The sequence below is a fragment of the Micromonospora sp. NPDC002575 genome, assembly GCF_042889525.1.
Classification (GTDB): Bacteria; Actinomycetota; Actinomycetes; order Mycobacteriales; family Micromonosporaceae; genus Micromonospora; species Micromonospora carbonacea.
Map to the genome: position 1 here is coordinate 164,453 of NZ_JBIARA010000002.1, position 23,648 is coordinate 188,100.

Below are 23,648 nucleotides of genomic sequence, written 5' to 3' on the forward strand. Positions count from 1 at the left end.
CGATTCCACGGGCCACACCGCGACGGGAACACTGGGAGAACCGCCGATGGCCGACCGCATCCTGTTCGTCTGCCACGCCAACCTGTGCCGCTCGCCCATGGCCGAATACCTGGCCGCCCAGCTCATGGCGAAGCTGCCGGTCGAGGTGGCCAGCGCCGGCACCGACGCCGTGGACGGCCGGCCCATGCACCCGTACGCGGCGGAGGTGGCCGCCGAGACGGGGCGCGACCCGGGCGAGTTCCGCAGCCGGGCGCTGACCACCGCCCACCTGGCCGACGCCGCGCTGGTGTTGACCTCCACCCGACGCCAGCGGTCGGCCTGCGTCGCGCGCCTGCCCGCCGCCCTGCACCGCACCTTCACGCTGCGCCAGTTCGGCCGGCTCGCCGGGGCGGCCGGGACGCCGGACGGCGCGGACGTCGACGCCCTGCGGGCGGCGGTGCGGGCCGCGACCCTGGCCCGGGGGCTCCTGCAACCGGTCGCCCCGGCCGAGGACGACCTGCTCGACCCGATCGGCGGCGGGCCAGCCGACTTCCGGCGCTGCGCGCAGGAGATCGAGCGGTCGCTGGCACCGGTTGCGGCACTCATCGAGGCAACCGGGTGAGTTCCTGCGTCGGGTCGGGGATCGTCTGCTCGGGGCCGGGGAACGCGCCGCTGCGGGCGGCCGGCGCGTCGGCGCGGCTCGGCGGGGCGGACGCGAGCCCGGCCGGCACCTCCACCCGGTAGCGCTCGTACTGGTAGCTCTCGGCGCGGCCGAGCTTGGCCATGTTCAGCACGCAGCCGAGCAGCCGCACGGAAACCGCCTGGAGCGCCTGCGCGGCGGCGCCGACCTGGCCACGGTCGGTGCGGCCGTACTGGCTGACCATCAGGGCCCCGTCGGCCTGGACGGCGACGACCACGCCGTCGGTGACGGTACGCAGCGGGGCGGTGTCGATGACCACGATGTCCGCCGACTCCCGCAGCACCAGGAGCAGGTCCGCCATCGCCTTGGAGCCGAGCAGCTCGCTGGGGTTGGGCGGCACCGAGCCGGCGGGCAGCACGAGCAGGGACTTGTCGCCCCACCGCTGCACCACGTCGCCCACGTTGACGTCGCCGAGCAGGACGTCGGTCAGCCCGACGCCGGCCTCCATGCCCAGGTACTCGGCCACCTTCGGCCGGCGCAGGTCCGCATCCACCAGGGCGACCCGCCAGCCGGCCTCGGCGAGGGCGATGGCGAGGTTGCAGGAGAGGGTGGTCTTCCCCTCCCCCTGCAACGCGCTGGTCACCGCGATCACCCGGGCGGGCTCGTGGACGTCGACGAAGCGCAGGTTCGTCCGCAGCTTGCGTACCGCCTCGGCGCGGGCGGAGGTGGCCGCGTCGCCGACGATCAGCGGGGCGGTGCGGGCGGCGGCGTCGAACGGGATCTCACCGAGCAGCGGGCTGCCGGTGGCGCGCTGGAGGGCGACCGAGTCCCGCAGCCGGGTGTCCAGCCGGGTCCGCAGCAGCGCCAGGCCGATGCCGCCGAGCAGGCCGGCGAGCGCGCCGAGGGCCAGGTTGCGGGCGGGGTCGGGCGACACCGGGCTGGAGCCGACCCGCGGGCCGCTGATCACCTCGACCTTCACCGGAGGGGTCCGCCCCTCACCGGCGGACTCCACCTCCTTGACCAGGTCGACGAACTGGGCGGTGATCGCCTCCGTCAACCGCAGCGCGCGGGTGGCGTCGGTGTCGGTGACGGTGCCGCGCAACAGGACGGTGTCGGGGATGGCGGCGGCGCTGACCCGCGCCTGGACGTCCTCGGCGGTCAGCCCGAGCGGGGTCTTGCCCACCACGTTCTGCGCCAGCCGGTCGCTCTGCAGCAGGTCGGCGTACGACTTGACGCGCTGCTGCATGAAGACGTTGCCCTGGTAGGCGTCGGTGACGCCCTGGTTGGGGGTGGTGACGAAGAAGGTCACCGAGGCCGCGTAGCGGGGCTGGGCCCGGACGGTGACCAGCGCGGCCACCGCGAGGCCCACCATGACGGAGAGCAGGACCACCCACCAGCTACGCCGGACGGTCCGGAGGAAATCGCGAACGTCCATCAGGCGGGAAGCCTCCGTCCGATCAGTGCGGTCGACATGTCAAGCACCAGAGCTCCCTCAGCAGTCACGGGGCGGCCCGGCACGTCGCCGGCCCCACCAGCGCATCCGGTCGAACCGACTGTAAAGGATTACAACCCGCAAAGCCGGCAATAAGGATGAAGACGGCACACGCACCGCCACCGCGGGACCCTCCGCACCTGGACCAACTCGGTTCGGACGCGCGAGGTGACGCGGGAACCCGACGCGGGGACGCCCAGACCGGGCCCGCCGGGAACGGACAGCGCAGGGGGCCGCCGGGTACGCCCGGCGGCCCCCTGTCGACGCCCTGCCGACGCCTCAGCGGCGGCGCTCGGCCGGCTCGTCCTCCTCGGCCGGCTCCGTCTCGTCGCTCGCCGCGTCGCTGAACGGCTCGGTGAGGTCGTCGCCCGGCACCGCGACCTCCTCGGCCAGGTCCTGCTCGTCGGGCCGGCCGCCGGCCGGCGGCTCGGGGGCGGTGGCGCTGCCGGCGAAACCGTACTCGTTGGGCTCGTCGTGCCGACTCATGCCTTTTCCCTCCTGATATCGCCAGAATCGCCTCTTGTCGCTCACGGTAGGGCCTGATCGTCCGCCCCGCAGCGTGCTCGGCCTCCTCCGGCGGCGGGTCGCCGCGGCCGGCGCGCCGGCATGGTGGCCACCACCACCCGCCACAGCGCCGTGCGCAGCGCCACGACCGCGGCGGCCCCCGCCAGCTGCGTCCAGCCCTGGTCGCCGGCGAGGCGGAGCAGCCCGGCCGCGGTCAGCAGGTCCAACAGCACCCGCAGCGCGCGCCGCCACGATCCGGTGGCCGCCAGGGTCACCAGGCCGGTGAGCAGCGCCGCGGCGGTCACGACCGACGGCAGCGGGGCGGTCACGACCGGTCCCCGCCCTCGGGGGAGCCGGCGGAGGGCGCAGTCGCCGCCGGGCGCGCGGCGCGGGACGGCTCGGGTGCCGGCGTCGACGGCCGGTCGGTGTCGATCTGGCGCTGCTCCCCGGCGATCTCGCGGCGGAGGAAGAAGTTCAACGCGGTCCGGATGGTGGCGATGGCCGCGAGCTTGCCGATCTGGTCGAAGGTCGGCGACACGGCGGTACGCAGGATGTCCGCGGCGAGCTGGAACTCCAGCCCGAGGGTGAGGAACCGGCCGAGGGTCAACCGGATGGGGGTGAAGACGGCGGCGCTGCGGTGCCGCAGCCCCTCGGCCACGAACCGCAGCGCCGCCCAGACCGCGCCGACGAAGATGACCGCCGCGCCGGCGACCTCCACGACGGCGACCGCCAGGTGGTCGCCGGCACGCAGGATCTCGTCCCAGCTCACCCGGGGCCGTTACCCGACCCGCCGGTGGGTAGTCGCCGTCAGTCGTGCGCGGCGACGGCCTCGAAGGTCAGAGCTCGGCGACGGCTTCGAAGGTCAGAGTTCGGCGACAGCCTCGAAGATCAGCCACAGGCCGCAGATGGCGAAGAGGATCGCCGCGCCGTAGCGGATGGTGCGCTCGGGCAGGTGCCGCCCGAGCAGCCGCCCGACCAGGATCGCCAGCGCGTCGGCGGCCACCATGCCGAGGGTGGAGCCGAGCCAGGTGCCGAACCAGCCGTACTTGGTGGCGAGGGTGATGGTGGCCAGCATCGTCTTGTCGCCCAGCTCGGCGAGGAAGAAGGCCACGCCGACCGCGATGACGGCGGACTTGCCGCCGCGCTCGGCCTTGCGCTTCTCCTCCTCGGTGAGCTTGTCCCCGCGCAGCGTCCAGACGCCGAACCCGAGGAACGCGAGGCCGGCGATCAGCGAGATCCAGCCGGTGGGCAGGGCGGCGCCCAGCCCGTAGCCGATGGCGACCGAGGCCAGGTGGACGACGGCGGTGGCGACCGTGATGCCGATGAGCACCGGGATCGGCTTGAACCGCGTGGCGAACGTGAGCGCCATCAGCTGGGACTTGTCGCCCAGCTCGGCGACGAAGATGACGCCGAAGCTGACCGCCAGCGCGACGAGGAAACCTTCCATGACACCCTTCCCGATAACACCGGGCCGGGGGTGTGGGGCGCCCTCGACCCGGCTGTTGTAGACAGCCTGGGTCGAAGGTCTCGCCCGCCCCACCGGGGTGGGGCCGCGTGGCCGGATGCGGAACGCACCAGTGTGTCGACCACGACATTGGGGGCTACTCCCCTTCGCGCCACCACCCTACCCCACCAGGGGCTCCGCCCCCGCGCGGGGGCGGCGCGGACCCGCTGCTCAGTCGGCGCGGGCCAGGGTCACGCCGAACAGGCCGTCGGCGTCGGTCCAGAACTCGCGGGCGGCGAAGCCGGCGGCGGCGAGCTCCGCGGCGATGCCCTCGGGGCGGAACTTGGCCGACACCTCGGTGCGCAGCTCCTCCCCGGCGGCGAACTCCACGTCGAGGTCGAGCACCCGGGCCCGGACCGGCCGCTCGGCGCGCAGCCGCATCTCGATCCACTCCCGCTCCGGGTCCCAGAGGGCGACGTGCGCGAACGCCTCCGGGTCGAAGTCCGCGCCCAGCTCCCGGTTGACCACCCGCAGCACGTTGCGGTTGAACTCGGCGGTCACCCCGGCGGCGTCGTCGTAGGCGGGCACGACGATCGACGGGTCCTTGACCAGGTCGGTGCCGAGCAGCAGCCAGTCGCCGGGCTCCAGGGCGGCGCGCATGGCGGCGAGGAAGCCGGCCCGCTCGGCGGGCAGCAGGTTGCCGATCGTGCCGCCGAGGAAGATCACCAGTCGCCGGCCGCCGGTGGGCAGCCGGTCGAGGTGGCGGGTGAAGTCACCGACGATGCCGCGTACCCGCAGGCCGGGATAGTCGGTGGCGATCTGCTCGGTGGACTGCCGCAGGGCGCTGACCGAGACGTCCAGCGGCACGAAGGTGCCCAGCCCGCCGCGCCGGGTGAACGCGTCCAGCAGCAGCCGGGTCTTCTCCGACGAGCCGGAGCCCAGCTCGATCAGGGTCTTCGCCCCGGTCAGCTCGGCGATGTCGCCGGCCCGCCGCGCCAGCACGGACCGCTCGGCCCGGGTCGGGTAGTACTCCGGCAGGCGGGTGATCTCCTCGAACAGCTCGCTGCCCCGGGCGTCGTAGAACCACTTCGGGGGCAGCCACTTCGGCCGCGCGGTCAGCCCCGTACGGACGTCGTCGCGCAGGCTGCGGCCCAGGTCCTGCTCCTCCAGGTAGATCTCCAGCGGTTCCGCGCTCATCGTGCCCCCTTCGTCGGTCGTGTCGTTTCCCACCCGTGCGGGCCGGTCGCCGCTCAGCCGGCGGGCAGGGCGTCGACGCGCGCCCCGGCCGTCGTGGCCATCACCAGCCGCCCGTCCGGCACCGCCTGCCAGCCGGGGTCGTCGTCGTGCGGTTCCGAGGCCAGCAGCACCGCGCCCGGGGCCTGCCGCAGCGACAGCGCGTGGCCGGCGGCGGTGGCCACGACGGTGCGCCCGTCGGTGAGCAGCAGGTTGAGCCGGGACCCGGGGGCCGCCGCGGCGACCCCGGCCACCGTGGCGGCGACCGCCCGCGCCGGGTCCTCGCCGGCCCGCAGCCGGTGCCGCAGCAGGGCCCACAGCAGCGCGGAGTCGGTCGGCGCGTCGAGGGTCAGCAGGTCGCGTACGGGCAGCTGGCCGGCGAGCGCGGCCACCGCGTCGGGCCAGCCGCGCACCACCCCGTTGTGGCTGAACAGCCACGGCCCCTCGGCGAACGGGGCGGCGGCGGTGTCGAGCACCGGCATGCCGACCGTGGCGGACCGGACGGCGGCCAGCACCGCGCCGCTGGTGGTCGCCGCCGCCAGCCCCGGCAGGGTCACGTCGCCCCAGATCGGCGTGCCGCGCCGGTAGCGCACCGGCTCGCCGCCGCCGGGCGGGTACCAGCCGACGCCGAAACCGTCGGCGTTGACGGTCCCGCCGCCGCGCATGTCGCGGGGCGCCCAGGACTGCCGCACCAGGGAGTGCGGCGGGTCGTACAGCAGGGCGCGCAGGCTCACCGGCGGCCCGACGTACGCCAGGTGCCGGCACATCAGGCGGCCCCGGGGTGACCGGCCCTCACCGGCCCGACTCGTCGGGCCGGGCGTCGCGGGCGCAGCGGAAGCCGCTGAAGATCTGCCGCCGGATCGGGTAGTCCCAGTTGCGGAACGTCCCCCGGCAGGCGGCCCGGTCGGTGCCGAAGGAGCCGCCGCGCAGCACCCGATAGTCGTCGCCGAAGAACACCTCCGAATATTCGCGGTAGGGAAACGCGGCGAACCCCGGATAGCCCCGGAACGTGCTGGACGTCCACTCCCACACGTCGCCGACGAGCTGGTGCACGCCCAGCGGCGACGCCCCGGCCGGATACGCGCCCACCGGCGCGGGCCACAGGTGCCGCTGCCCGAGGTTCGCGTGTTCGGCGGTCGGCTCCCCGTCGCCCCACGGGTAGCGGCGGGACCGGCCGGTTGCCGGGTCCCAGCGGGCCGCCTTCTCCCACTCCGCCTCGGTGGGCAGCCGCTTGCCGGCCCACGCCGCGTACGCCTGCGCCTCGTACCAGCACACGTGCACCACCGGCTCGTCGTCGCGCACCGGCGACCATCGGCCGAACCGCTGGTACGCCCAGCCGTCGCCGTCGCGCCGCCAGTGCATCGGGGCGGTCAGCCCGGCCTCGGTGCGGTGCGCCCAGCCCGCCTCGCTCCACCAGCGCGGGTCGTCGTATCCGCCGTCGGCGATGAACTCGCGGTAGCGGCCGTTGGTGACGGGTGCGGCGTCGATGACGTACGCGGGCAGGCGCACCCGGTGCGCGGGACGCTCGTTGTCCAGCGCCCACGGGTCGGTGTCGGTGCCCATGGTGAACTCGCCGGCCGGGACCAGGACCTCGTCGGCCACCCGCACGCGCGGCTGCGGCGGGTCCGGAGCGTGCAGCACCGGCGGGCCGACGCGCAGCTGGTGGGTGGCGAGCATGGTCTCGTCGTGCTGCTGCTCGTGCTGGACGATCATGCCGAAGGCGAACCCGTCGGCGACCAGCGGCCGGTCGGTGAACGGCACCCGGTCGAGCAGGTCGTACACCTTGTCCCGCACGGTGGCCAGGTAGGCGCGGGCCTCGGCGGGCGGCAGCAGCGGCAGCGACGGGCGGTCGCGGCGGGGCTGCTTGAACGCGTCGTACAGGTCGTCGATGTCCCGACGGACGGGCTCGCGCCCGCCGACGTCCCGGACCAGCCAGAGCTCCTCCTGGTTGCCGACGTGGGCGAGGTCCCAGACCAGCGGGGACATGATCGGCGAGTGCTGGCGCATCAGGTCGGCGTCGTCGACGGCCTCGGTGAGCCCGGCGGTCCTGGCGCGGGTGCGCTCCAGCTCGGCGGCGATGCGGGTGCGTAGCTGCTCCGCGCCGAGCTCGTGGATGGTCGTCACCGCGATCCCCTCTCCGCGGCGGCCAGCCGCCGCAGTAGTCCTCGGGTCGTCTCGTCGTGCAGGTCGGCCGGCAGGTCCAGGCGCGGCAGGGCGGCCAGGGCCAGGTCGAGCAGCCCGGCGGCGGCCCGCGCCAGCGCCGGGTCGCCGAGGCCGTGGCGGGCCGCCTCGGGCCACCGGTCGGCGACCGGCATGGCCGTGGCCACCGCCTGGCGCACCGTGGCCGGGTCGGCCAGCAGCGCGGCCAGCACCGCCAGCGGCAGCCGCCAGTGCGGGCCCGGCTGGGCGTCCAGGTAGCGGATCTCCAGGTAGCCGCGGGGACGCACCACCGGGAACAGCGTGCTCAGGTGGTAGTCCAGGTCGTCGGTGGTGGGCGGCCGGGGCAGCGCGCCGGTGAGCCAGTCGCCGAAGGTCACCCCGGGCGGCGGGGTCCAGTCGGTCTCGTCGTCGCGCAGGCAGAGCAGCGGGGCCGCCAGCGCGTACGCCGCCCAGGCCGCCACCGGGTCGGCGTCGGGCTGCTGCGGCGACCACACGGGGCGGGTGCGGGCCGGGTCGATGCCCAGCCAGGCGGCCATCCGGGCGGACGCCCACCCGGTGCGCCGCCCGGCGTGGCGGTCGGCGGTGGCGAACGCGGCGAGCAGCGGCGGGCCGGCCGCGTGGACCGCCGCCCAGCGGGCGGCGACCTGGTCCGGCTCGCCGGCGTCCAGGCAGACCTGGAGCCCGGCGGTGCTGTACATCATGGTCCGGCCGGCGGGGCCGTGCCTGTCGAACACGCACCGCATGGCGCGGTAGCGCGGGGTGTCGACGACCGGCCGGGGCTGCCGCCAGGGGTCGATGCCGGTGTCCCCGAGCATCAGGCCGGCGGCGCGGAGCAGGTCGGTGAGCTGGGCGATGTCGGCGTTCGTGGCGTCGATCAGCGCGGCGACCGAGGATCGCGGCGCGGTGGAGATCTCGAGCTGGCCGCCGGGCTCGACGGTCACGGTGCTGCCGTGCCGGAGCGGTGCGGCGGGGCTGGAGTCGTGGATGGTGGTGGGGCTGTGCGGCCCCAGGGCCGCCCGGAGCCGTTCCCGGTCCACCGGGCGGGCGGGGTCGGCGGCGTCGTGCACGGTCCATTCCAGTTCGACACCGGTGCGGGTCGGTGGACCGGTCTTGAAGCAGATCCTGGCGATGTGCCGGACCGCGTCGTCGACCCCCCGCAGCGGGGTGGTCCGGTCCAGCTCCGGTGACGTCACCACGAGACGATCCCTCCCTCGGCCGGCGCGGAGCAGCGTGACCCTTCCCGGCCCCGGCGTCCGCGATGCGACCATCTTCTGTCTAGCAGACGAATTCCGCTCGCCTTGCCGTAACAGATGTTTCGGGATCAGCCCTGGTCGGCGGTGTCCGGCGTCGGAGCCGGGGTGACCTTCGACGCCGGCCGGCCGGTGTGCGTGGGGCGGGCCGCCGGCCGGTCGCTGGGATCGGCGTCGGGGAGCAGACGTCGGCAGAAGGCGTCGACCTCGGCGGCACCGCCGGCGGCGTCGACCAGGGGCGCGAACCCCGGGGTGGTCAGCGCCTTCGCGCGCTGCGCGGCCGGCTTGGCCAGGTAGGCCCGGCACAGCCCGGGCAGTTGCGCAGCGGCGGGCGGGCGGTCCGCCTCGGGGGTGACGCCGGGCGGCGGCGACGCCGCCCCGGGGGACGCGCTCGGCCCGGCGGCCCCCGGCGTCGCGCCGCCGCCGGGCCGGGCGGAGGGGGCGCTGACCCGGCCGGAGCCGCTGGGGCCCGGGGCGGTGGGTCCGGAGGCGGTGGGGTCGGCCGGGGCGGTGCTCGGGGCGGGCGGGCCCGCGGGCTCGTCGCCGCGGTCCAGGCCGACCGCGGCGACGGCGACACCGGCGGTCGCGGTGGCGGCGACCGCCCCGATCCAGGCGACCGCCCCGATCCCGCGGCGACGCCGCCGGGGCGCGCGCGCCGGGGGCGTCGCCGGTGCGGCACGCGCGGCCCGGAACGCGGCGAGCGCCGCCTCCTCACCGGCGAGTTCACCGGGCCGGGCCGGTGCCGCCGCCGCGGCGAGCAGGTCGGCCAGGGGGTCGCCGGCGGGGCGGCTGTCGTCGTCCGCGCGGCCGTGACGCGCAGAGTCCAGGAGGCGGTCGGACTCCGCCCGGTCGGCGGGCAGGTCCGGCCGGTCGGGCTGCCGGAAGCTCATCGGTTTTCCCTCACGTCAGCCGTCCGCCTGCTCGACGTACGGCGCGCCGGGCGTCGGCCGGCCGGGGCGGGGGCGGGGCGGCGTCGCGGGTGGAGCGGCCTCCGGGGTCAGGTCGTGGCGTTGCAGGAGCGTGGCGAGGCGGCGCAGGCCCCGGTGGGCGGCGGTGCGCACCGCGCCGGCCCGCCGGCCGAGCACCCGTCCGGCGCTCTCGGCGTCCAGGCCGATGACCGCGCGCAGCAGCACCGCCTCGGCCTCGCGGGGCGGAAGGGTGGCGATCAGCGCCAGCGCGGCCTCGGTGCCGAGGGTCTCGCCGGCCCGCTCGGCCGTGTCGGCGTCGCCGGCCAGGTCGCTGAGCGCCTGCACCGGCACCGGCAGCGAGGGCCGGCGACGCTGCCGGCGCAGGTGGTCCATGGCCCGGTTGCGGGCGATGGTGACGGTCCAGGCCCGGAACTCCCCGCCCGTGAAGGTCGGCAGGTCCCGGGAGACCTGCAGCCAGGTCTCCGAGGCCACGTCCTCGGCGTCGACGCCGACCAGCGCGGTCAGGTAGCGCAGCAGGCCGGGCTGGAGGCTGCGGTAGAGGAACCGGAAGGCGTCCTCGTCGCCGGCCTGCGCCGCCGCGACCGCCTCGTTCAGCTCACTCGTCATCGGTACGCCGTCCCCGCCACCCGCCGTCGGTGGGTGGCACGTCGGCCTCGACGCGCACGGCAGCGGCCTGGCCCGGCAGCCGGACCTCCTCCCGCACCCATCAGCCCCCCGCTGACCCTGATCACGCCCGACACCGTACGCGCCCGGACGGCGCGTGCGGTCACCACCCGGCGCGGCCGTCGGCGGGCGTAGCCCCACCCGGGGAGCCTGGCCGGCCCGAGCCGCGCTAACGGTAGGAGCGAGGTGCCGGGCGGGCAAGGCAATGCCTCCGGGAGAAAGAGTGAGAATTATCAAGCGGTTAACGCGGCGAGTCGATGTGACACGGCGCGGGCCGCGGACGCCCCTGTTGGCGCGGGCCGGCTGTGACGTTCGCGACCTCCGCGGTTCGGGCAGGCCACGGTGCCGACACCGGCGACCCGTGACCGCCGGTCGCGGGTCGATCACCGGCCATCCGGGCGGCGCTCCGCCCGGCGGCCCCCGCCGCCCCGCCGGGCGGCCCCCCGCGGCCGGAGCGCGAGAGGTGAGCCGGGCCCGCTCTGGGTACGGTATTGCTGTGTTGTCTTCGGGAGTCGTACTCAGCGGTCGGTACCGCCTGGACGACCGTGTCGCCACCGGCGGCATGGGCGACGTCTGGCGGGCCACGGACCAGGTCCTCGGCCGGCGGGTCGCGGTCAAGGTCCTGCTGCCGGCGCTGGTCTCCGACCCGGACTTCATCGCCCGGTTCCGCGCCGAGGCCCGCATCATGGCCGCCCTGCGACACCCCGGCATCGTGCAGGTCTACGACTGCGGCGAGGACGACCTGCCCACCGGCGGGCGGGCCGACTACCTGGTCATGGAGTTCGTCGAGGGCGAGCCGCTGTCCAAGCGGATCGAGGCGGCGGGGCACCTCGGCGTGGGCGAGACCATGTCGATCGTCGCCCAGGCCGCCCAGGCGCTGCACGCGGCGCACGCCGGCGGCATCGTCCACCGCGACGTCAAGCCGAGCAACCTGCTGGTGCAGGAGGACGGCACCGTCGTCCTGGTCGACTTCGGGGTCGCCCGGTCGACCAACGTCACGAGCATCACCAGCACCAACGCGGTGCCGGGCACTGCGCTCTACATGGCCCCCGAGCAGGCGGCGGGCCGCCCGGTCTCCGGTGCCACCGACATCTACGCCCTCGGCGCGGTGGCCTACTGCTGCCTGACCGGCGGGCCGCCGTTCACCGGCGACAACCCCCTCCAGGTCGCCGTGCGGCACCTGGACGACGAGCCGCCGGAGCTGCCGGCCGCCATCCCCGGGCCGGTGCGGGAGCTGGTGTCCCGCGCCCTGGCCAAGGACCCGGCGGCGCGCTACCCCACCGGCGCGGCGATGGCGGAGGCCGCGCGGGCCACCATCGCCGACAGCTCCGCGCCCACCAGCACCGTGCCGGTGTCGCCGCGCACGCCGGTCGGCGCCGGGGACGGGCTGGACAGCACCCGGGACGACCTGCCGCCGGTGCGGCGGACGGCCACGCCGGTGCGCACCCTGGTCGGCCGCACCGGCCGGCGCGGCACCCTCGTCGGCGCGCTCGCGGCGGTGGCGGTCGCGGGGATCGCGCTGGCCGCGGCGCTCGGCGCCGCGACGAACGCGGAGGCCCCCGCCACGAACTACGGGCCGACCGCCCCGGCCGCCGACCCGACGCCGGGCTCCGACGACTCGGCCGCCACCGAGCAGGCCCCGGTCGACCCGGACCGCACGTTCCGGCCGGGCGGGGGCCGCCCCTCGGCGTCGGCCACCGCGACGCCGACCCCGGACCCGAGCGAGTCGCCCGCGCCGGATCCGACGGGGCCGCCGCCGACCAAGCCCGCCGACCCGCCGCCCACCACCAGCGCGCCGGTCGACCCGCCGCCCACCACGGCCAGCACCCCCGCCGACCCGCCGCCCACCACCGCCAGCACCCCGGCCGACCCGCCGGTCCAGGGAGGCTGACCGGCACCGACCCGGTCCGACGGGTCAGGCGGAGGTGGGCCTCGCGCGTCCCACCTGACCCAAATCGGACTTAAAACCCATAAGCTCACTTACGCTGACGATGAGGTACGTTCCGTCGTCTGCCCCGGGAGCCATGGGTGAGCGCTGAGAAGTTGGTCGTCATCGGCCAGGGATACGTGGGCCTGCCGCTGGCCATGCGCGCCGTCGAGGCGGGCATGGCCGTCGTCGGCCTCGACGTCAACGCCGACCGGGTCAAGCGCCTCGCCTCGGGCGAGTCCTTCGTCGAGGACATCCCCGCCGACCGGCTCGGCCGGGCGCTGGGCAGCGGAAGGTACCGCCCGAGCACCGAGTACGCCGACGCCGAGGGCTTCGACATCTGCGTCATCACCGTGCCCACCCCACTGCGGGACGGCGTGCCCGACCTGAGCTACGTCGAGCAGGCCGGCGGCGGCATCGGGCCGTACCTGCGGCCGGGCTGCGCGGTGATCCTGGAGTCGACCACCTACCCCGGCACCACCGAGGAGCTGCTCCGGCCGCTGCTGGAGTCGGCCAGCGGGCTGACCGCCCCCGGCGACTTCCACCTCGGCTACAGCCCGGAACGGATCGACCCCGGCAACCCGGTGTGGAAGCTGGAGAACACGCCGAAGGTGGTCTCCGGCGTCGACGCGGCCTCCCGGGAGCGGGTCGACGCGTTCTACCGGCGGCTGGTCGAGCGGACGGTGCCGGTGGACTCCACCCGGGTCGCCGAGCTGACCAAGCTGATCGAGAACACCTTCCGCCAGGTCAACATCGCGCTCATCAACGAGCTGACGATGCTCAGCCACCACCTCGACATCGACGTGTGGCAGGCCATCGAGGCCGCCGAGACCAAGCCGTTCGGGTTCATGCCGTTCCGCCCGGGCCCCGGCGTCGGCGGGCACTGCCTGCCGATCGACCCGTGCTACCTGTCGTGGCAGGTCAAGCGCCGGCTGGGCCGGCAGTTCCGGTTCATCGAGCTGGCCAACGACGTCAACCACGAGATGCCCGAGCACGTCACCCAGCGGATCATGAACGGGCTCAACCGGGCCGGCCGGGCGGTCAGCGGGGCTCGGCTGCTGCTGCTCGGGCTGGCGTACAAGCCGAACACCGGCGACATGCGGGACTCCCCCGCCGTCGACGTGGCCCGCCGCCTCCAGGCCCTCGGCGCCGAGGTCCGGGCGGTCGAGCCGTACGCCGAGCCGCACCACCTGCCCGGCGGCGTGGTCGTGGTCGGCCTGACCGAGCGCGAGGTCCGCGAGGCCGACGCCGTGGTGGTGGTGACCGACCACGACTGCCTCGACTACGACCTGGTGGTGCGGCACGCCCGGTACGTCTTCGACACCCGCAACCGCTGCCACGGCCCGACGGTCGAGCGCCTCTGACGCTCAGTCGCCGAGGGACGCGACGATCGGGCGGGCCAGGGCGCGGCGGGCCGGCAGCACCGACGCCGCCAGCGCGGCCAGCGCCGCCACCGCGACGATCAGCCCGAGCCGTCCCCACGGCAGCACCAACGTGAACTCGCCGCTGAGCCGGGTGACCACCGCCATCGCGCCCGCGCCGACGCCGACGCCGAGGCCGACCCCGAGGACCGCGCCGACCAGCGCCATCAGCGCCGCCTCCACGGCGAGCATCGCCCGCATCCGGCCCCGGGTCAGCCCGACGGCGCGCAGCACCGCGTTCTCCCGGGTGCGCTCCACCACCGACAGGCTCAGCGTGTTGGCGACGCCGACCAGGGAGATGACCACGGCCAGGCCGAGCAGGGCGACGACGAACGCCAGCACCATGTCGACCGTGTTGGTGAGCGACTTCTTGTACGTCGCCTGGTCCACCAGGTTCGCCGTCGGGTAGCGGGCCACCACCGACTCGACGACCTCGCGGGCCCGCTCGGCGCTCACCCCGGCGGCCGGGTCGATTTCGGCGAGGTGGCCGCGCACGGCCGGGAAGAGGCGGGAGAAGTCGGCGTCGACCACGTCGACCACGTGCCCGGCCGGCACGGAGCCGCCGGCCAGCGCCGGCCCGTCGACGGCGACGACGGCCGCCACGGTGAACGGCCGTCCGGCCAGGGTGACGGTGTCGCCGACCGACCAGCCCCGCGCCCGGGCCAGTTCCCGGTGCACCAGCACCCGGCCCGGCCCGAGCCGGCCCGCGTCACCGGCGTCCACGGCCATCAGGGTGCGCCCGACCAGCGCCGGGTGGGCGGTCCGCAGCTCGACCCCGTCGCTGACCCGGCCGCGCAGCTCGTGCACGACGCCCAGCTCGGGGCGGGCGGCCAACTCGTCGACCAGCGGCCCGGGCAGTTTCCCGCCCACGCCGACGACCACGACATCGAAGCCGATCTCCCGGTCCACGGCCCGCTCGATGCTGGCCTTGGCGCTGCCCGCGCCCACCACGAACGCCGACACCAGGCCGATGCCGATGACCAGCGCGGTGGCGGTCGCGGCGATCCGGCGCGGGTTGCGCACGGCGTTCGCCACCGCCAGGCCGGCGGTCGCCCCGATCAGCCGGCGCGCGGGGACGCCCAGCAGGCGCACCAGCGCCGGCACCAGCACCGGCCCGAACAGCACGATGCCGAAGAACGCCAGCACCCCGCCGGCCGCGACCAGCGGAAGCTGGCCGACGGCCCCGGCCGCACCCAGCGCCGCCGCCCCGGCGGCGAGGACCAGCGCGCCCGCGGCCAGCCGCACCCGGCCGGCCCGGCGGGTGGGCTGCACCGCCGCGTCGGTGAGCGCGGCCACCGGCGCGACGCGGGTGCCCTGCCAGGCGGGCACGGCGGCGGAGGCCACGGTGAGGACGACGCCCAGCAGCAGGCAGAGCAGCACGGTCGAGGCCGTGACGGCGATCCCGTTGCCGGCCATCGGCACGTCGAACGCGGACAACAGGGCGTCCAGGCCGACCGCCACGCCCGCGCCGGCCGCCACCCCGAGCGCCGAGGCGGCCAGCCCGGTCACCGCCGCCTCCAGCAGCGTCGCCCGCAGCACCTGCCCCCGGGTCGCCCCGACCAGCCGCAGCAGCGCGGTGCGTCGGGTGCGCTGGGCGAGCACGATGGCGAAGGTGTTGGCGATGACGAACCCGGCCACCACCACGGCCACCGCCGCGAAGGTGAGCAGCAGCAGGTTGAACTGCCTCAGGTCGCGGACCGCGTCGTCGACGGCGGCGTCGAGGACCGCCTGGCGGTCCTGCACCGTCACGCCGCCGCCGGCCACCGCCGCCACCCGCACGGCCAGCTCCGCGGCCGGCACGCCCGGCGCGGCGGCCACCATGATCCGCCCGTAGCCCTCCTGCTGCGTCACGGCCAGGGCGTCGGGCCCGGCCAGGCCGATGAACGGCCCGCCGACGTCCCGGGCGGTGCCGGCCACGTCGACCGTGCCGACCAGGGTGTACGCGCGGGCCGCGCCCCCGCTGCCGCCCACGCGCACCGGCCCGCCGAGGACGAACCCCTCCTCGGCGACGGTCGGCGCGTCGAGGACCACCTCGCCGGTGCGCTGCGGCAGCCGCCCGGCCACCACGTCGTACGACTGGAGGGCCGTCTCGGTGGGGATCGCGGCGACGACGGCGTAGCCGAGGACGGGCCGGCCGTCGGTGCCGACGACCCCGGCGGTGCCGGTCAGCTCCCCGGCGGCGGCGCGCACCCCGTCGACCGCGCGCAACCGCTCCACGAGGGCGGGCGGGATCGGGTCCTCTCCGGCGTTCACGGCGACGTCGGTGTGCCGGTCGAAGACGCCGGCCCGCTCGTACGCGCCACGCTTCATCCCGTCGGTGAGGATCAGGGTGCCGGCGACGAACGCGACGCCGAGCACCACGGCCAGTGCCGACAGCAGCAGCCGCAGCGCGTCGGCGCGCATGGTGCGCAGGGTCAGCCCGGTCACCGCCGGCCCCCCGTCGCCACGCCGGCCGGGGCCGGGTCGAGGTGGGCGAGGGCGTCGAGGACGCCCTCCGCGGTCGGCGCGGCCAGCTCGCGGACCAGCCGGCCGTCGGCGAGGAAGACCACCCGGTCGGCGTGGCCCGCGGCGGTCGGGTCGTGGGTCACCATCACGACGGTCTGGCCGAGGGTGTCGACGGCCTCGCGCAGCAGCCGCAGCACCTCCGCCCCCGAGCGGGAGTCGAGGTTGCCGGTGGGCTCGTCGGCGAAGATCACCCACGGTTTGGTGATCAGGGCGCGGGCGACGGCGACGCGCTGCTGCTGGCCGCCGGAAAGCTCGGCGGGCCGGTGCCGCAGCCGGTCGGTCAGCCCGACGGCGGCGACGACCTGGCGCAGCCAGGCCGGGTCGGGGCGGCGGCCGGCGATGGCCAGCGGCAGCACGACGTTCTCCTCGGCGGTCAGCGCGGGCAGCAGGTTGAACTTCTGGAAGACGAAGCCGATCCGGTCGCGGCGCAGCAGGGTGAGCCGCCGGTCGTCGAGGCCGCCGACGTCGGCGTCGCCGATGCGTACGGTGCCGGCGGTGGGCCGGTCGAGGCCGGCGAGGCAGTGCATGAGCGTGGACTTGCCGGAGCCGGACGGACCCATGATGGCGGTGAACCGGCCGGCGGCGAAGTCGACGTCGACGCCGTCGAGGGCGACGACCCGCGCCTGGCCGACGCCGTACTCCTTGCGCAGGCCGCGGGCGGTGACCGCGACGCCGGCGGCGGCGAACGCGGGAGGTGGTACGGACACGTTGGTGCTCCCCGTGCAGGAAGTGGTTGCGGACACCGTCGACGCTATGGGCGACGCCGGCCCGCCGCGTCCACCCGTGCGCCCGACCCGCCTGCGCCCGGAGGCGTCCCCGCGGCCCGGCCCTGTACGACCTGGGGCGTACCCGCCGTCAGCCGCCGGGGGTGACCAGGCCGCTCTCGTACGCCAGCACCACCGCCTGCACCCGGTCGCGCAGCCGCAGCTTGGCCAGGATCCGCCCCACGTGGGTCTTCACGGTCGCCTCGGCGACGTGCACCCGGGCAGCGATCTCGGCGTTGGACAGGCCCTGCGCCACCAGCAGCAGGATCTCGCGTTCCCGCTCGGTGAGCTGGGCCAGCCGGGGGTCGGCGGCAGGGCCGGGGCCGAGCTGGCCGGCGAACCGGTCCAGCAGCCGCCGGGTGATCGACGGGGCCACCACGGAGTCGCCCTCGGCGACCACCCGGATCGCGGCCAGCAGCTCCTCCGGCGGCACGTTCTTCAGCAGGAAGCCGCTCGCCCCGGCCTGGAGGGCGGCGAACGCGTCGGCCTCGGTGTCGAAGGTGGTGAGCACCAGCACCCGGGGCCGGTCGCCGGGCCGGTCGGCGCAGATCCGCCGGGTGGCCTCCACCCCGTCCATGGTGGGCATCCGGATGTCCATGACCACCACGTCGGCCTCGACGCGGTCGAGCACCCGCAGCGCGTCCGCCCCGTCGATGGCCTCCCCGACGACGGCCAGGTCGGGCTGGGAGCCCAGCACCATCCGGAACCCCGCGCGCACCAGCGCCTGGTCGTCCACGATCACCACGCGGACCGTCATGCCGCCACCTCCGTCCCGGTGCTCGACGGTAGCGGCAGCCGCGCCTCGACCTGCCACCCCCCGGCCAACGTCGGGCCGGCGGTGAGGCTGCCGTCGTACACGGTCACCCGCTCGCGCATGCCGACCAGGCCGTGACCGCCGGACGGCGCGGGGCGGACCACCGGCCGGCCGCGCCCGTCGTCGACGGCCCGGACGACGACGGCGTCGGCGGTGTGGGTCAGGTTCAGCGTGACGGTCGCGCCGACGCCGGCGTGCTTGAGGGCGTTGGTGAGCGCCTCCTGCACCACCCGGTAGACGGTCAGCTCCAGGCCGGGCGGCAGGGCCGGCGGCTCGCCGGTGACCGTCGCGTCGACGCGCAGCCCGGCGGCGCGGAACCGGTCCAGCAGCTCGGGCAGCTCCACCAGGGCCGGCCGGCGGTGCGTCGGCTCCGCCGCCAGCGCCGGGGCCGCCACGCCGTCCGGCTCGGGGGTGCTCGTCTCCCGCAGCACCCCCACCAGGCGGCGCATCTCCTCCAGCGCCTGCCGGCCGGTGTCGGCGACCACCCGCACCGCCTCCCGGGCGGTCTGCGGGTCCCGGTCGAACAGGTAGCGGGCCCCGTCGGCCTGCACGATCATCACGGCCATGCTGTGCGCCACCACGTCGTGCAGCTCGCGGGCGATGCGGGTGCGTTCCTCGGCCACGGCCGCGCGGGCCTCGGCCTCCCGCTCCCGCTCCAGGGTCGCGGCGCGCTCCTCCAGGCTGAGCACGTAGAGCCGGCGGGTGCGCACGTTCAGCCCCATCAGCCAGACCGCGCCGGTCATCAACGCGAACCAGATCGCCGAGGCCCACCAGGCGACGGCCGCCTCGATCTGGAGCGCGGCGAGCACCACGCCGACGGCGGCGACGACGCCGGCGAACACGCCGTCGCGCAGCCTCTCGGCGTACTTCACCACGCTGTAGAGGGCGATCAGCACGGCCACGTCGAAGGCCAACGGGCCCCACCCGGCGACCACCTGAACCCCGGCGAGCACGGCGACCGCCGCCCCCACCGCCGAGGGGTGGGCGCGCCGGAACAGCAGGACGGCGGCCATCGCCGCCCCGACGCCGGTGGCCCACCAGCCGCCGGGCTGGTGGACCGCCCCGGCCAGGCCGACCAGGACGACGAAGCCGGAGACCGCCACGTCGAAGGCCACGCTGCGCAGCGGCCGGCCGAACAGGATCCGCCTCACGGTCACCGAGCGTACGGGGCGCGGCAGCCGGCGGGGGGCCAAGGTGTACAGGAGTCGCCTGCGCCGCCGTTGATACCTCGCGGGCCACATTTCTCAGACTCACGTTCCGCCGTATCCGGGAATTGCCACCTCCCCGGCAAATGCGGACGCCCTTTGAGCAATCGTCAATCTCGGCCGTTCCATTTACGGCAGCCACTGCAATACAGTTGTCGAGCCGGGTCGCCGGAGCAATTCTTCGCCACTCGACCCACCATCACCACCGAAGGAGAATCAGCACATGAGAATCGCGCTGGCACGTCCACGCCCGCGGCGCACGGCCCGACTGCTGTTCGGCGCCCTGCTGACCGCCGCGCTGGCGTTCTCGGTGAGCGGCACCGCCACGGCGGCGATCGACAAGGGCGACTTCACCGCGAACGCCCGCACCGACGTCTACATCAAGGACATCGCGTCCGACACCGGGCTCGAGCCGCACGGGGCCATCTACTCGTCGTTCTTCAACAGCCCCGACATCAAGATCTGCCCGACCGCGGTCGAGTGCGCGTCGCACACGAACCCGGTCGTCGGGTCGACGAGCTACATTTTCGTGAACCTGCGCAACAATGGCCCGTACGGTTCCGGAATCAGCAACGGCACGCTGCGGGCGTACTACACGACCTCCGGCGGCGCGGCGAACTGGCCGATGAACTGGACGCCGATCGGCTCCAAGACGCTGCCCGTCGCGCCCGGCGTCACCACGACGTCGATCGCCTGGCCCAACGTGCCCTCCATCGGGCACTTCTGCCTGCTGCTGCGCTGGGAGTCGGCGACCGACCCGATGCTGTTCGAGGGCACCTCGACCTCCATCAACACGCAGTACAACAACAACATCGCCTGGAAGAACGCCAACACCGTCCCGGCGGGCGGCAGTGGCGTGATCAGCGACCGCCCGTTCGCCATGGCGAACGCCCTGGCCGAGCCGGCCCCGTTCGACCTCGCGTTCCGGCCGCTCGGCGAGCCGGCCCCCGGCGTCAAGATCGTCGCCGACCTCGGGCCGGAGCTGTTCGAGCGCTGGCGGGCCGCCGGCGGTCAGGGTGAGGGCATCCAGGTCGTCGGCCGCAGCGCCGTGCAGGTCGTCGACCCGAACAAGGCGCAGATCAAGGGCCTGCTGATCAAGCCGGAGGAGCGGCCGGTGGTCAAGCTCAGCTTCACGACCAGCCAGGCGCTCCAAAAGGCGTACACCCTCCAGGTCGTCCAGGTCGGCCCGGCGAGCAAGCTCGGTGAGAGCTTCGACGTCGGCGGGGTGGACTACACCTTCGAGCCGCGCAAGGGCTGACGGGGGGGCCGGCGGCCGGGGGGCCGGGATCCCCTCCGGTCCGCCGGCCGCACCGGCACGACCGGCTGACCGCCGCCACGAGCGATCGTGGCGGCGGTCAGCCGCGCCGGGGACACGGGGAGCCGCAATCCGATTCGCTTTATCGATGCAAGTGAATATTCACATCTCGCTGTTGACCCTGCCGCGCAGGACGTGGGATACCTCATTCCGCCAGCGAACACGAAGGAGCAAGCGATGAATATCCAGCTCTCCCGGCCCCACAGAACGAGGCGGCTGCTGACCGGCGCGGCGCTGTTGGCGATGACTTTGGCGATCATGCCCACGATTGCGTCGGCGGCGATTCCGCACTCCGGCACTGGCCAGATCAACGCCTGCTACACGGTCACTTCTGGCGCGCTGCGCGTGATCGACAGCGAGGCTGGCCAGGCGTGCGACTCGACCGAGCGAGCGTTGAGCTGGCCGTCGGCGGGCACTGCGGCGACGCAGTACCAGACATCCTCGCCGGTTTCCCTGGCGGCGGGCGCTGGCGGGCTCACCACGGTCCTGCCAGGACCGGTGCTGCCGGCCGGCCACTACGACGTCACCATGGGGACCATGCTCAACAACCCCACTTCCCAAGCGGACACCCTGAGATGTGGCCTCTATAACGGTGCCGGCGGGTTGCTGAGGGGAGATGCCGTTTCCATTCCCGTTGGCTACAGCGAAAGCACCAGCATCACCGCCCTGGTCACGCTGACCGCTTCGGACCGGATCAACGTGCAGTGCCTGCATGACCTCACCACGCCGTCCACTGGGCCTCGGCTCCAAGTCTATTATGCCAACGTTGTGGTGCGGAAAATTGCACAGCGCTTCTAGCAGCGATTGACTGGGTCGGGACGGCCGGTGGCAGCGGGGGCAGAATCCCAGCCAGGTTGCGAATGAGCAACTGGTGGTCGGTGGCGGAGTTCGGGGCAGGTCCCGTGGCAGGTACGCCCACGGGCAGCCGGTCCGCCTGACCTAGGGCGGGGTCACCGGGAGGCGGTACGCCCGCTCGGTGCCCGCGGCCGTGCGCAGGTGGATCTCGCCGGTGCGCAGCCCGTAGGTCACCGACCAGCGGGTGTGGCCCTGCCGCACGTCGTTGAGCAGCTCCAGCGCCGCCCGGTCGTCGACCACGCCGCCGGCCTTCGTCAGGGCGGCGGCGAGCACGCCGTAGCGGTGGTCGGCGCGCCGGCGTTCTTCGGGTACGCCGACCACGGGCACGTTGGTCAGCGCCTGCCAGCCGCCCCGCCCCTTCTCGACCCGCATCGCGCCGTCGACGAACTCGACCACGGCCGAGGCCCCGGTGGCGTCGGCGAGCAGGTAGTGCAGCGGGGGCCCGCCGTCGAAGTCGAGGTTGTGCCGGCCGAAGACGGCGACCGCCTCGTCGACCGTGGCGGCCTGGTCGAGCACCAGCCGCAGGATGCGTACCGAACCGACCGTGGGTTTGCCCGGCTCGGCGCGGGCGGTGGCCCCGTCGTCGGCGGCCAGCCCGACGGCCAGGCCACGCTCGTTCATCCCGTCGAACGGCAGCAGCGGCGCGTTGAGCAGCCGGCGGTCGCCGGTGGGGTCGGCGTCGACGCCGAGGTAGGACATGTCCACCAGGGAGACCGTGGCGTACCCGTCCGGCGGGTCGGTACGCAGCACCAGGGCCGGGTTGGCGTCCCAGTCGAAGTTGCGGGCGAACAGGGGGCGGCTCGGGTCGCCGGAGGCGGCGAAGAGGGAGCAGCCGAACGGGCTGGGCGGCGCGGCGTCGGTGCCGACGGTCGGGTCGTAGTCGCCGACGTAGGTCATCTCCCACATCGGCAGGTCGTCGACCCGGCGCAGGCTGGCCAGGGTCCGGTCGGCCTGCGCCGGGTCCTGCCGGGACGCGGTGGGCGTGCCGGCCGGCGTCGTGGTCGGGACGGCGGCGGTCTCGGCAGCGGAGCAGGCGGTGGCGGCGAGCAGCAGGGCCAGTCCGGCCCCCAGGAAGGTCCTACGCATGATGGCTGAACGCTAGGTCAGCCATCGAACGTTGTCCACCACGGTCCGGGGGCCGGCGTCCCTGTTCGCCGCACGACGGCGGGAGGGCCCGGTCACAACAGCGGGAGGGCCCGGTCACAGCGGCGTGGCGGACCTTCGGGGTGGCCCGCCGGCCGTGCGAGGATCAGCCGCCGTGGACCCTGACGGCGAGCCGACGGCGCACACCGGCGGCGGGCCGGCCGCGCCGGCCCGCCGCGCCCCGCGCGGTCCGCTGGGGCGGCTGCGCCGGCTGCACCCGCTCGACCGGGTGGCGCTGGCCCTGGCCCTGGTCGGGGCGGCCTGCGCGCTGACCGGCCTGCTGCCACGCGCCGAGACCGCGGCCACCCTGGGGCGCATCCTGCCGCTGCTGCTGTTCCTCGGCACGGTGGTGGTGCTGGCCGAGCTGACGGCGGTGGCCGGCGTGTTCGACGTGCTGGCCGGGCGGCTGGCCCGCGCCGCCCGGGGCAGCTACCCGGCGCTGTTCGTGCTCTGCGTCGGCTTCGCCTCCGCCACCACGATCGCGCTCAACCTCGACACCACGGCGGTGCTGCTCACGCCGGTGATGCTGGCGCTGGCGCGCCGGCTGGGCATGCCGCCGTTGCCGCTGGCGCTGACCACGGTGTGGCTGGCGAACACGGCCAGCCTGCTGCTGCCGGTGTCGAACCTGACCAACCTGCTGGCCGCCGACCGGGTCGGCCTCGACCCGCTGTCGTACGCGGCGCGGATGGCGCTGCCGCAGGCCGCCACGATCGCGGCCACGATGGCGCTGCTCTGGTTCGGCTACTGGCGTCGGGGGCGGCGCGGGGTCGACCGGTTCGCCGTGCCCGGGCCGCACGTGCCCGCCGATCGGGTCCTGTACCGGATCGCGCTCGTCGGTTGCCTGCTCCTCGTGGCCGGGATCCTCGCCGGGGTGGAGGTGGGGGTCGCCTCCGCGGCGGCCGCCGGGCTCGTGCTTGTCGGCTTCGTCGCCCGGAACCGCGGCGCGCTGCGCCCGGCGCTGGTGCCGTGGCGGCTGCTGGTCTTCGTCACCGGGCTGTTCCTGGTGGTGCAGACCCTCGGCCGGTACGGGCTGGACGACCTCGTCGGCGTGCTGCTCGGCCCGGACGGCGGGACGCTCGGCGCGCTGCGGGCCGGCGGCACGGGCGCGCTGCTGTCCAACGTCGTGAACAACCTGCCCGCGTACGTGGCGGGCGAGGCGGTGCTCCCGCCCGGCGACGCGACGCGGCTGCTGGCCCTGCTGATCGGCACGAACGCCGGCCCGCTGGTCACGCCGTGGGCGTCGCTGGCCACCCTGCTGTGGTACGAGCGCTGCCGGGCCGCCGGGGTGGTCGTGCCGCTGGGCCGGTTCCTGGCCGCCGGCGCCCTGCTCGCCGTGGCCGCCACGGCCGCCGGCGTGGGCGCGCTGCTGCTCACCTCCTGACCGGGGGCGGCCCACGCCGCGCCG

General features: G+C 75.3%; 22 protein-coding genes. 6 read left to right on the forward strand and 16 right to left on the reverse strand.

The window, feature by feature from the left end; translation table 11 throughout:
• Positions 1-46: 46 nt before the first annotated feature.
• Positions 47-601, forward strand: a complete 555-nt coding sequence (locus ACFYWL_RS04180; RefSeq protein ID WP_386967116.1) for a low molecular weight phosphatase family protein — start codon at positions 47-49, stop codon at positions 599-601.
• Here the strand turns inward: ACFYWL_RS04180 and ACFYWL_RS04185 are convergent.
• The 11 genes from ACFYWL_RS04185 to ACFYWL_RS04235 form a co-directional block, all read right to left on the reverse strand.
• Entirely contained in the window at positions 582-2,054 is a 1,473-nt protein-coding gene (locus tag ACFYWL_RS04185; RefSeq protein WP_386967119.1) for a polysaccharide biosynthesis tyrosine autokinase, read from the reverse strand. The genes ACFYWL_RS04180 and ACFYWL_RS04185 overlap by 20 nt on opposite strands.
• Before the next feature lie 336 nt (positions 2,055-2,390).
• Positions 2,391-2,597: a hypothetical protein gene (locus tag ACFYWL_RS04190; RefSeq protein ID WP_386967122.1), complete on the reverse strand. Its 207-nt coding sequence runs from the start codon at positions 2,595-2,597 to the stop codon at positions 2,391-2,393.
• Between the two features lie 41 nt (positions 2,598-2,638).
• Positions 2,639-2,944, reverse strand: coding sequence for a hypothetical protein (locus ACFYWL_RS04195; protein ID WP_386967125.1), 306 nt, complete (start codon positions 2,942-2,944; stop codon positions 2,639-2,641).
• Positions 2,941-3,384 carry a DUF1622 domain-containing protein gene (locus ACFYWL_RS04200; protein WP_386967128.1) on the reverse strand — a complete coding sequence of 148 codons (444 nt, stop codon included), beginning with the start codon at positions 3,382-3,384 and terminating at the stop codon, positions 2,941-2,943. The genes ACFYWL_RS04195 and ACFYWL_RS04200 overlap by 4 nt, the downstream gene beginning before the upstream one ends.
• A gap of 93 nt (positions 3,385-3,477) precedes the next feature.
• Entirely contained in the window at positions 3,478-4,062 is a 585-nt protein-coding gene (locus ACFYWL_RS04205; protein ID WP_386967130.1) for a TMEM165/GDT1 family protein, read from the reverse strand.
• Between the two features lie 228 nt (positions 4,063-4,290).
• Positions 4,291-5,256, reverse strand: a complete 966-nt coding sequence (gene egtD / locus ACFYWL_RS04210) for an L-histidine N(alpha)-methyltransferase (RefSeq protein ID WP_386967133.1) — start codon at positions 5,254-5,256, stop codon at positions 4,291-4,293.
• 53 nt (positions 5,257-5,309) lie between these two features.
• Positions 5,310-6,059: an ergothioneine biosynthesis protein EgtC gene (gene egtC, locus ACFYWL_RS04215; RefSeq protein ID WP_386967136.1), complete on the reverse strand. Its 750-nt coding sequence runs from the start codon at positions 6,057-6,059 to the stop codon at positions 5,310-5,312.
• Between the two features lie 25 nt (positions 6,060-6,084).
• On the reverse strand, positions 6,085-7,416 hold the full coding sequence (egtB, locus tag ACFYWL_RS04220) for an ergothioneine biosynthesis protein EgtB (RefSeq protein ID WP_386967138.1): 1,332 nt from the start codon (positions 7,414-7,416) through the stop codon (positions 6,085-6,087).
• Positions 7,413-8,648, reverse strand: a complete 1,236-nt coding sequence (gene egtA / locus ACFYWL_RS04225) for an ergothioneine biosynthesis glutamate--cysteine ligase EgtA (RefSeq protein WP_386967141.1) — start codon at positions 8,646-8,648, stop codon at positions 7,413-7,415. The genes egtB and egtA overlap by 4 nt, the downstream gene beginning before the upstream one ends.
• A gap of 125 nt (positions 8,649-8,773) precedes the next feature.
• A complete protein-coding gene (locus tag ACFYWL_RS04230; protein ID WP_386967144.1) occupies positions 8,774-9,592 on the reverse strand; it encodes a hypothetical protein in 819 nt (272 codons plus the stop codon).
• A gap of 15 nt (positions 9,593-9,607) precedes the next feature.
• On the reverse strand, positions 9,608-10,237 hold the full coding sequence (locus ACFYWL_RS04235; protein WP_386967147.1) for an RNA polymerase sigma factor: 630 nt from the start codon (positions 10,235-10,237) through the stop codon (positions 9,608-9,610).
• Positions 10,238-10,790: 553 nt separating this feature from the next.
• Here ACFYWL_RS04235 and ACFYWL_RS04240 point away from each other — a divergent pair.
• Together ACFYWL_RS04240 and ACFYWL_RS04245 are read left to right on the forward strand one after the other, a co-directional pair.
• Positions 10,791-12,185, forward strand: coding sequence for a protein kinase (locus ACFYWL_RS04240; protein WP_386967150.1), 1,395 nt, complete (start codon positions 10,791-10,793; stop codon positions 12,183-12,185).
• Positions 12,186-12,322: 137 nt separating this feature from the next.
• The gene (locus ACFYWL_RS04245) at positions 12,323-13,585 is read left to right on the forward strand and encodes a nucleotide sugar dehydrogenase (protein WP_386967153.1); all 1,263 of its coding nucleotides are present in this window, start codon (positions 12,323-12,325) and stop codon (positions 13,583-13,585) included.
• Between the two features lie 3 nt (positions 13,586-13,588).
• Here ACFYWL_RS04245 and ACFYWL_RS04250 read toward each other — a convergent pair whose 3' ends face one another.
• The 4 genes from ACFYWL_RS04250 to ACFYWL_RS04265 all read right to left on the reverse strand — a co-directional run bounded on the left by ACFYWL_RS04250 (position 13,589) and on the right by ACFYWL_RS04265 (position 18,882).
• Positions 13,589-16,069 carry an FtsX-like permease family protein gene (locus ACFYWL_RS04250; RefSeq protein WP_386967156.1) on the reverse strand — a complete coding sequence of 827 codons (2,481 nt, stop codon included), beginning with the start codon at positions 16,067-16,069 and terminating at the stop codon, positions 13,589-13,591.
• Positions 16,066-16,854, reverse strand: a complete 789-nt coding sequence (locus ACFYWL_RS04255) for an ABC transporter ATP-binding protein (RefSeq protein WP_386967159.1) — start codon at positions 16,852-16,854, stop codon at positions 16,066-16,068. Before ACFYWL_RS04255 ends, ACFYWL_RS04250 begins: the two co-directional genes overlap by 4 nt.
• A 148-nt stretch (positions 16,855-17,002) precedes the next feature.
• Entirely contained in the window at positions 17,003-17,668 is a 666-nt protein-coding gene (locus tag ACFYWL_RS04260) for a response regulator (RefSeq protein WP_386967162.1), read from the reverse strand.
• Entirely contained in the window at positions 17,665-18,882 is a 1,218-nt protein-coding gene (locus ACFYWL_RS04265; RefSeq protein WP_386967164.1) for a sensor histidine kinase, read from the reverse strand. Before ACFYWL_RS04265 ends, ACFYWL_RS04260 begins: the two co-directional genes overlap by 4 nt.
• Positions 18,883-19,153: 271 nt before the next feature.
• Between ACFYWL_RS04265 and ACFYWL_RS04270 the strand changes: the two genes are divergently transcribed.
• A complete protein-coding gene (locus ACFYWL_RS04270) occupies positions 19,154-20,188 on the forward strand; it encodes a hypothetical protein (RefSeq protein ID WP_386967166.1) in 1,035 nt (344 codons plus the stop codon).
• Between the two features lie 87 nt (positions 20,189-20,275).
• A complete protein-coding gene (locus tag ACFYWL_RS04275; RefSeq protein WP_386967168.1) occupies positions 20,276-21,043 on the forward strand; it encodes a hypothetical protein in 768 nt (255 codons plus the stop codon).
• 141 nt (positions 21,044-21,184) lie between these two features.
• Here ACFYWL_RS04275 and ACFYWL_RS04280 read toward each other — a convergent pair whose 3' ends face one another.
• Positions 21,185-22,186, reverse strand: coding sequence for a linear amide C-N hydrolase (locus tag ACFYWL_RS04280; protein WP_386967170.1), 1,002 nt, complete (start codon positions 22,184-22,186; stop codon positions 21,185-21,187).
• Between the two features lie 172 nt (positions 22,187-22,358).
• Here ACFYWL_RS04280 and ACFYWL_RS04285 point away from each other — a divergent pair, with 172 nt between their 5' ends.
• Positions 22,359-23,624: an SLC13 family permease gene (locus tag ACFYWL_RS04285; RefSeq protein ID WP_386967173.1), complete on the forward strand. Its 1,266-nt coding sequence runs from the start codon at positions 22,359-22,361 to the stop codon at positions 23,622-23,624.
• Positions 23,625-23,648: the final 24 nt, after the last annotated feature.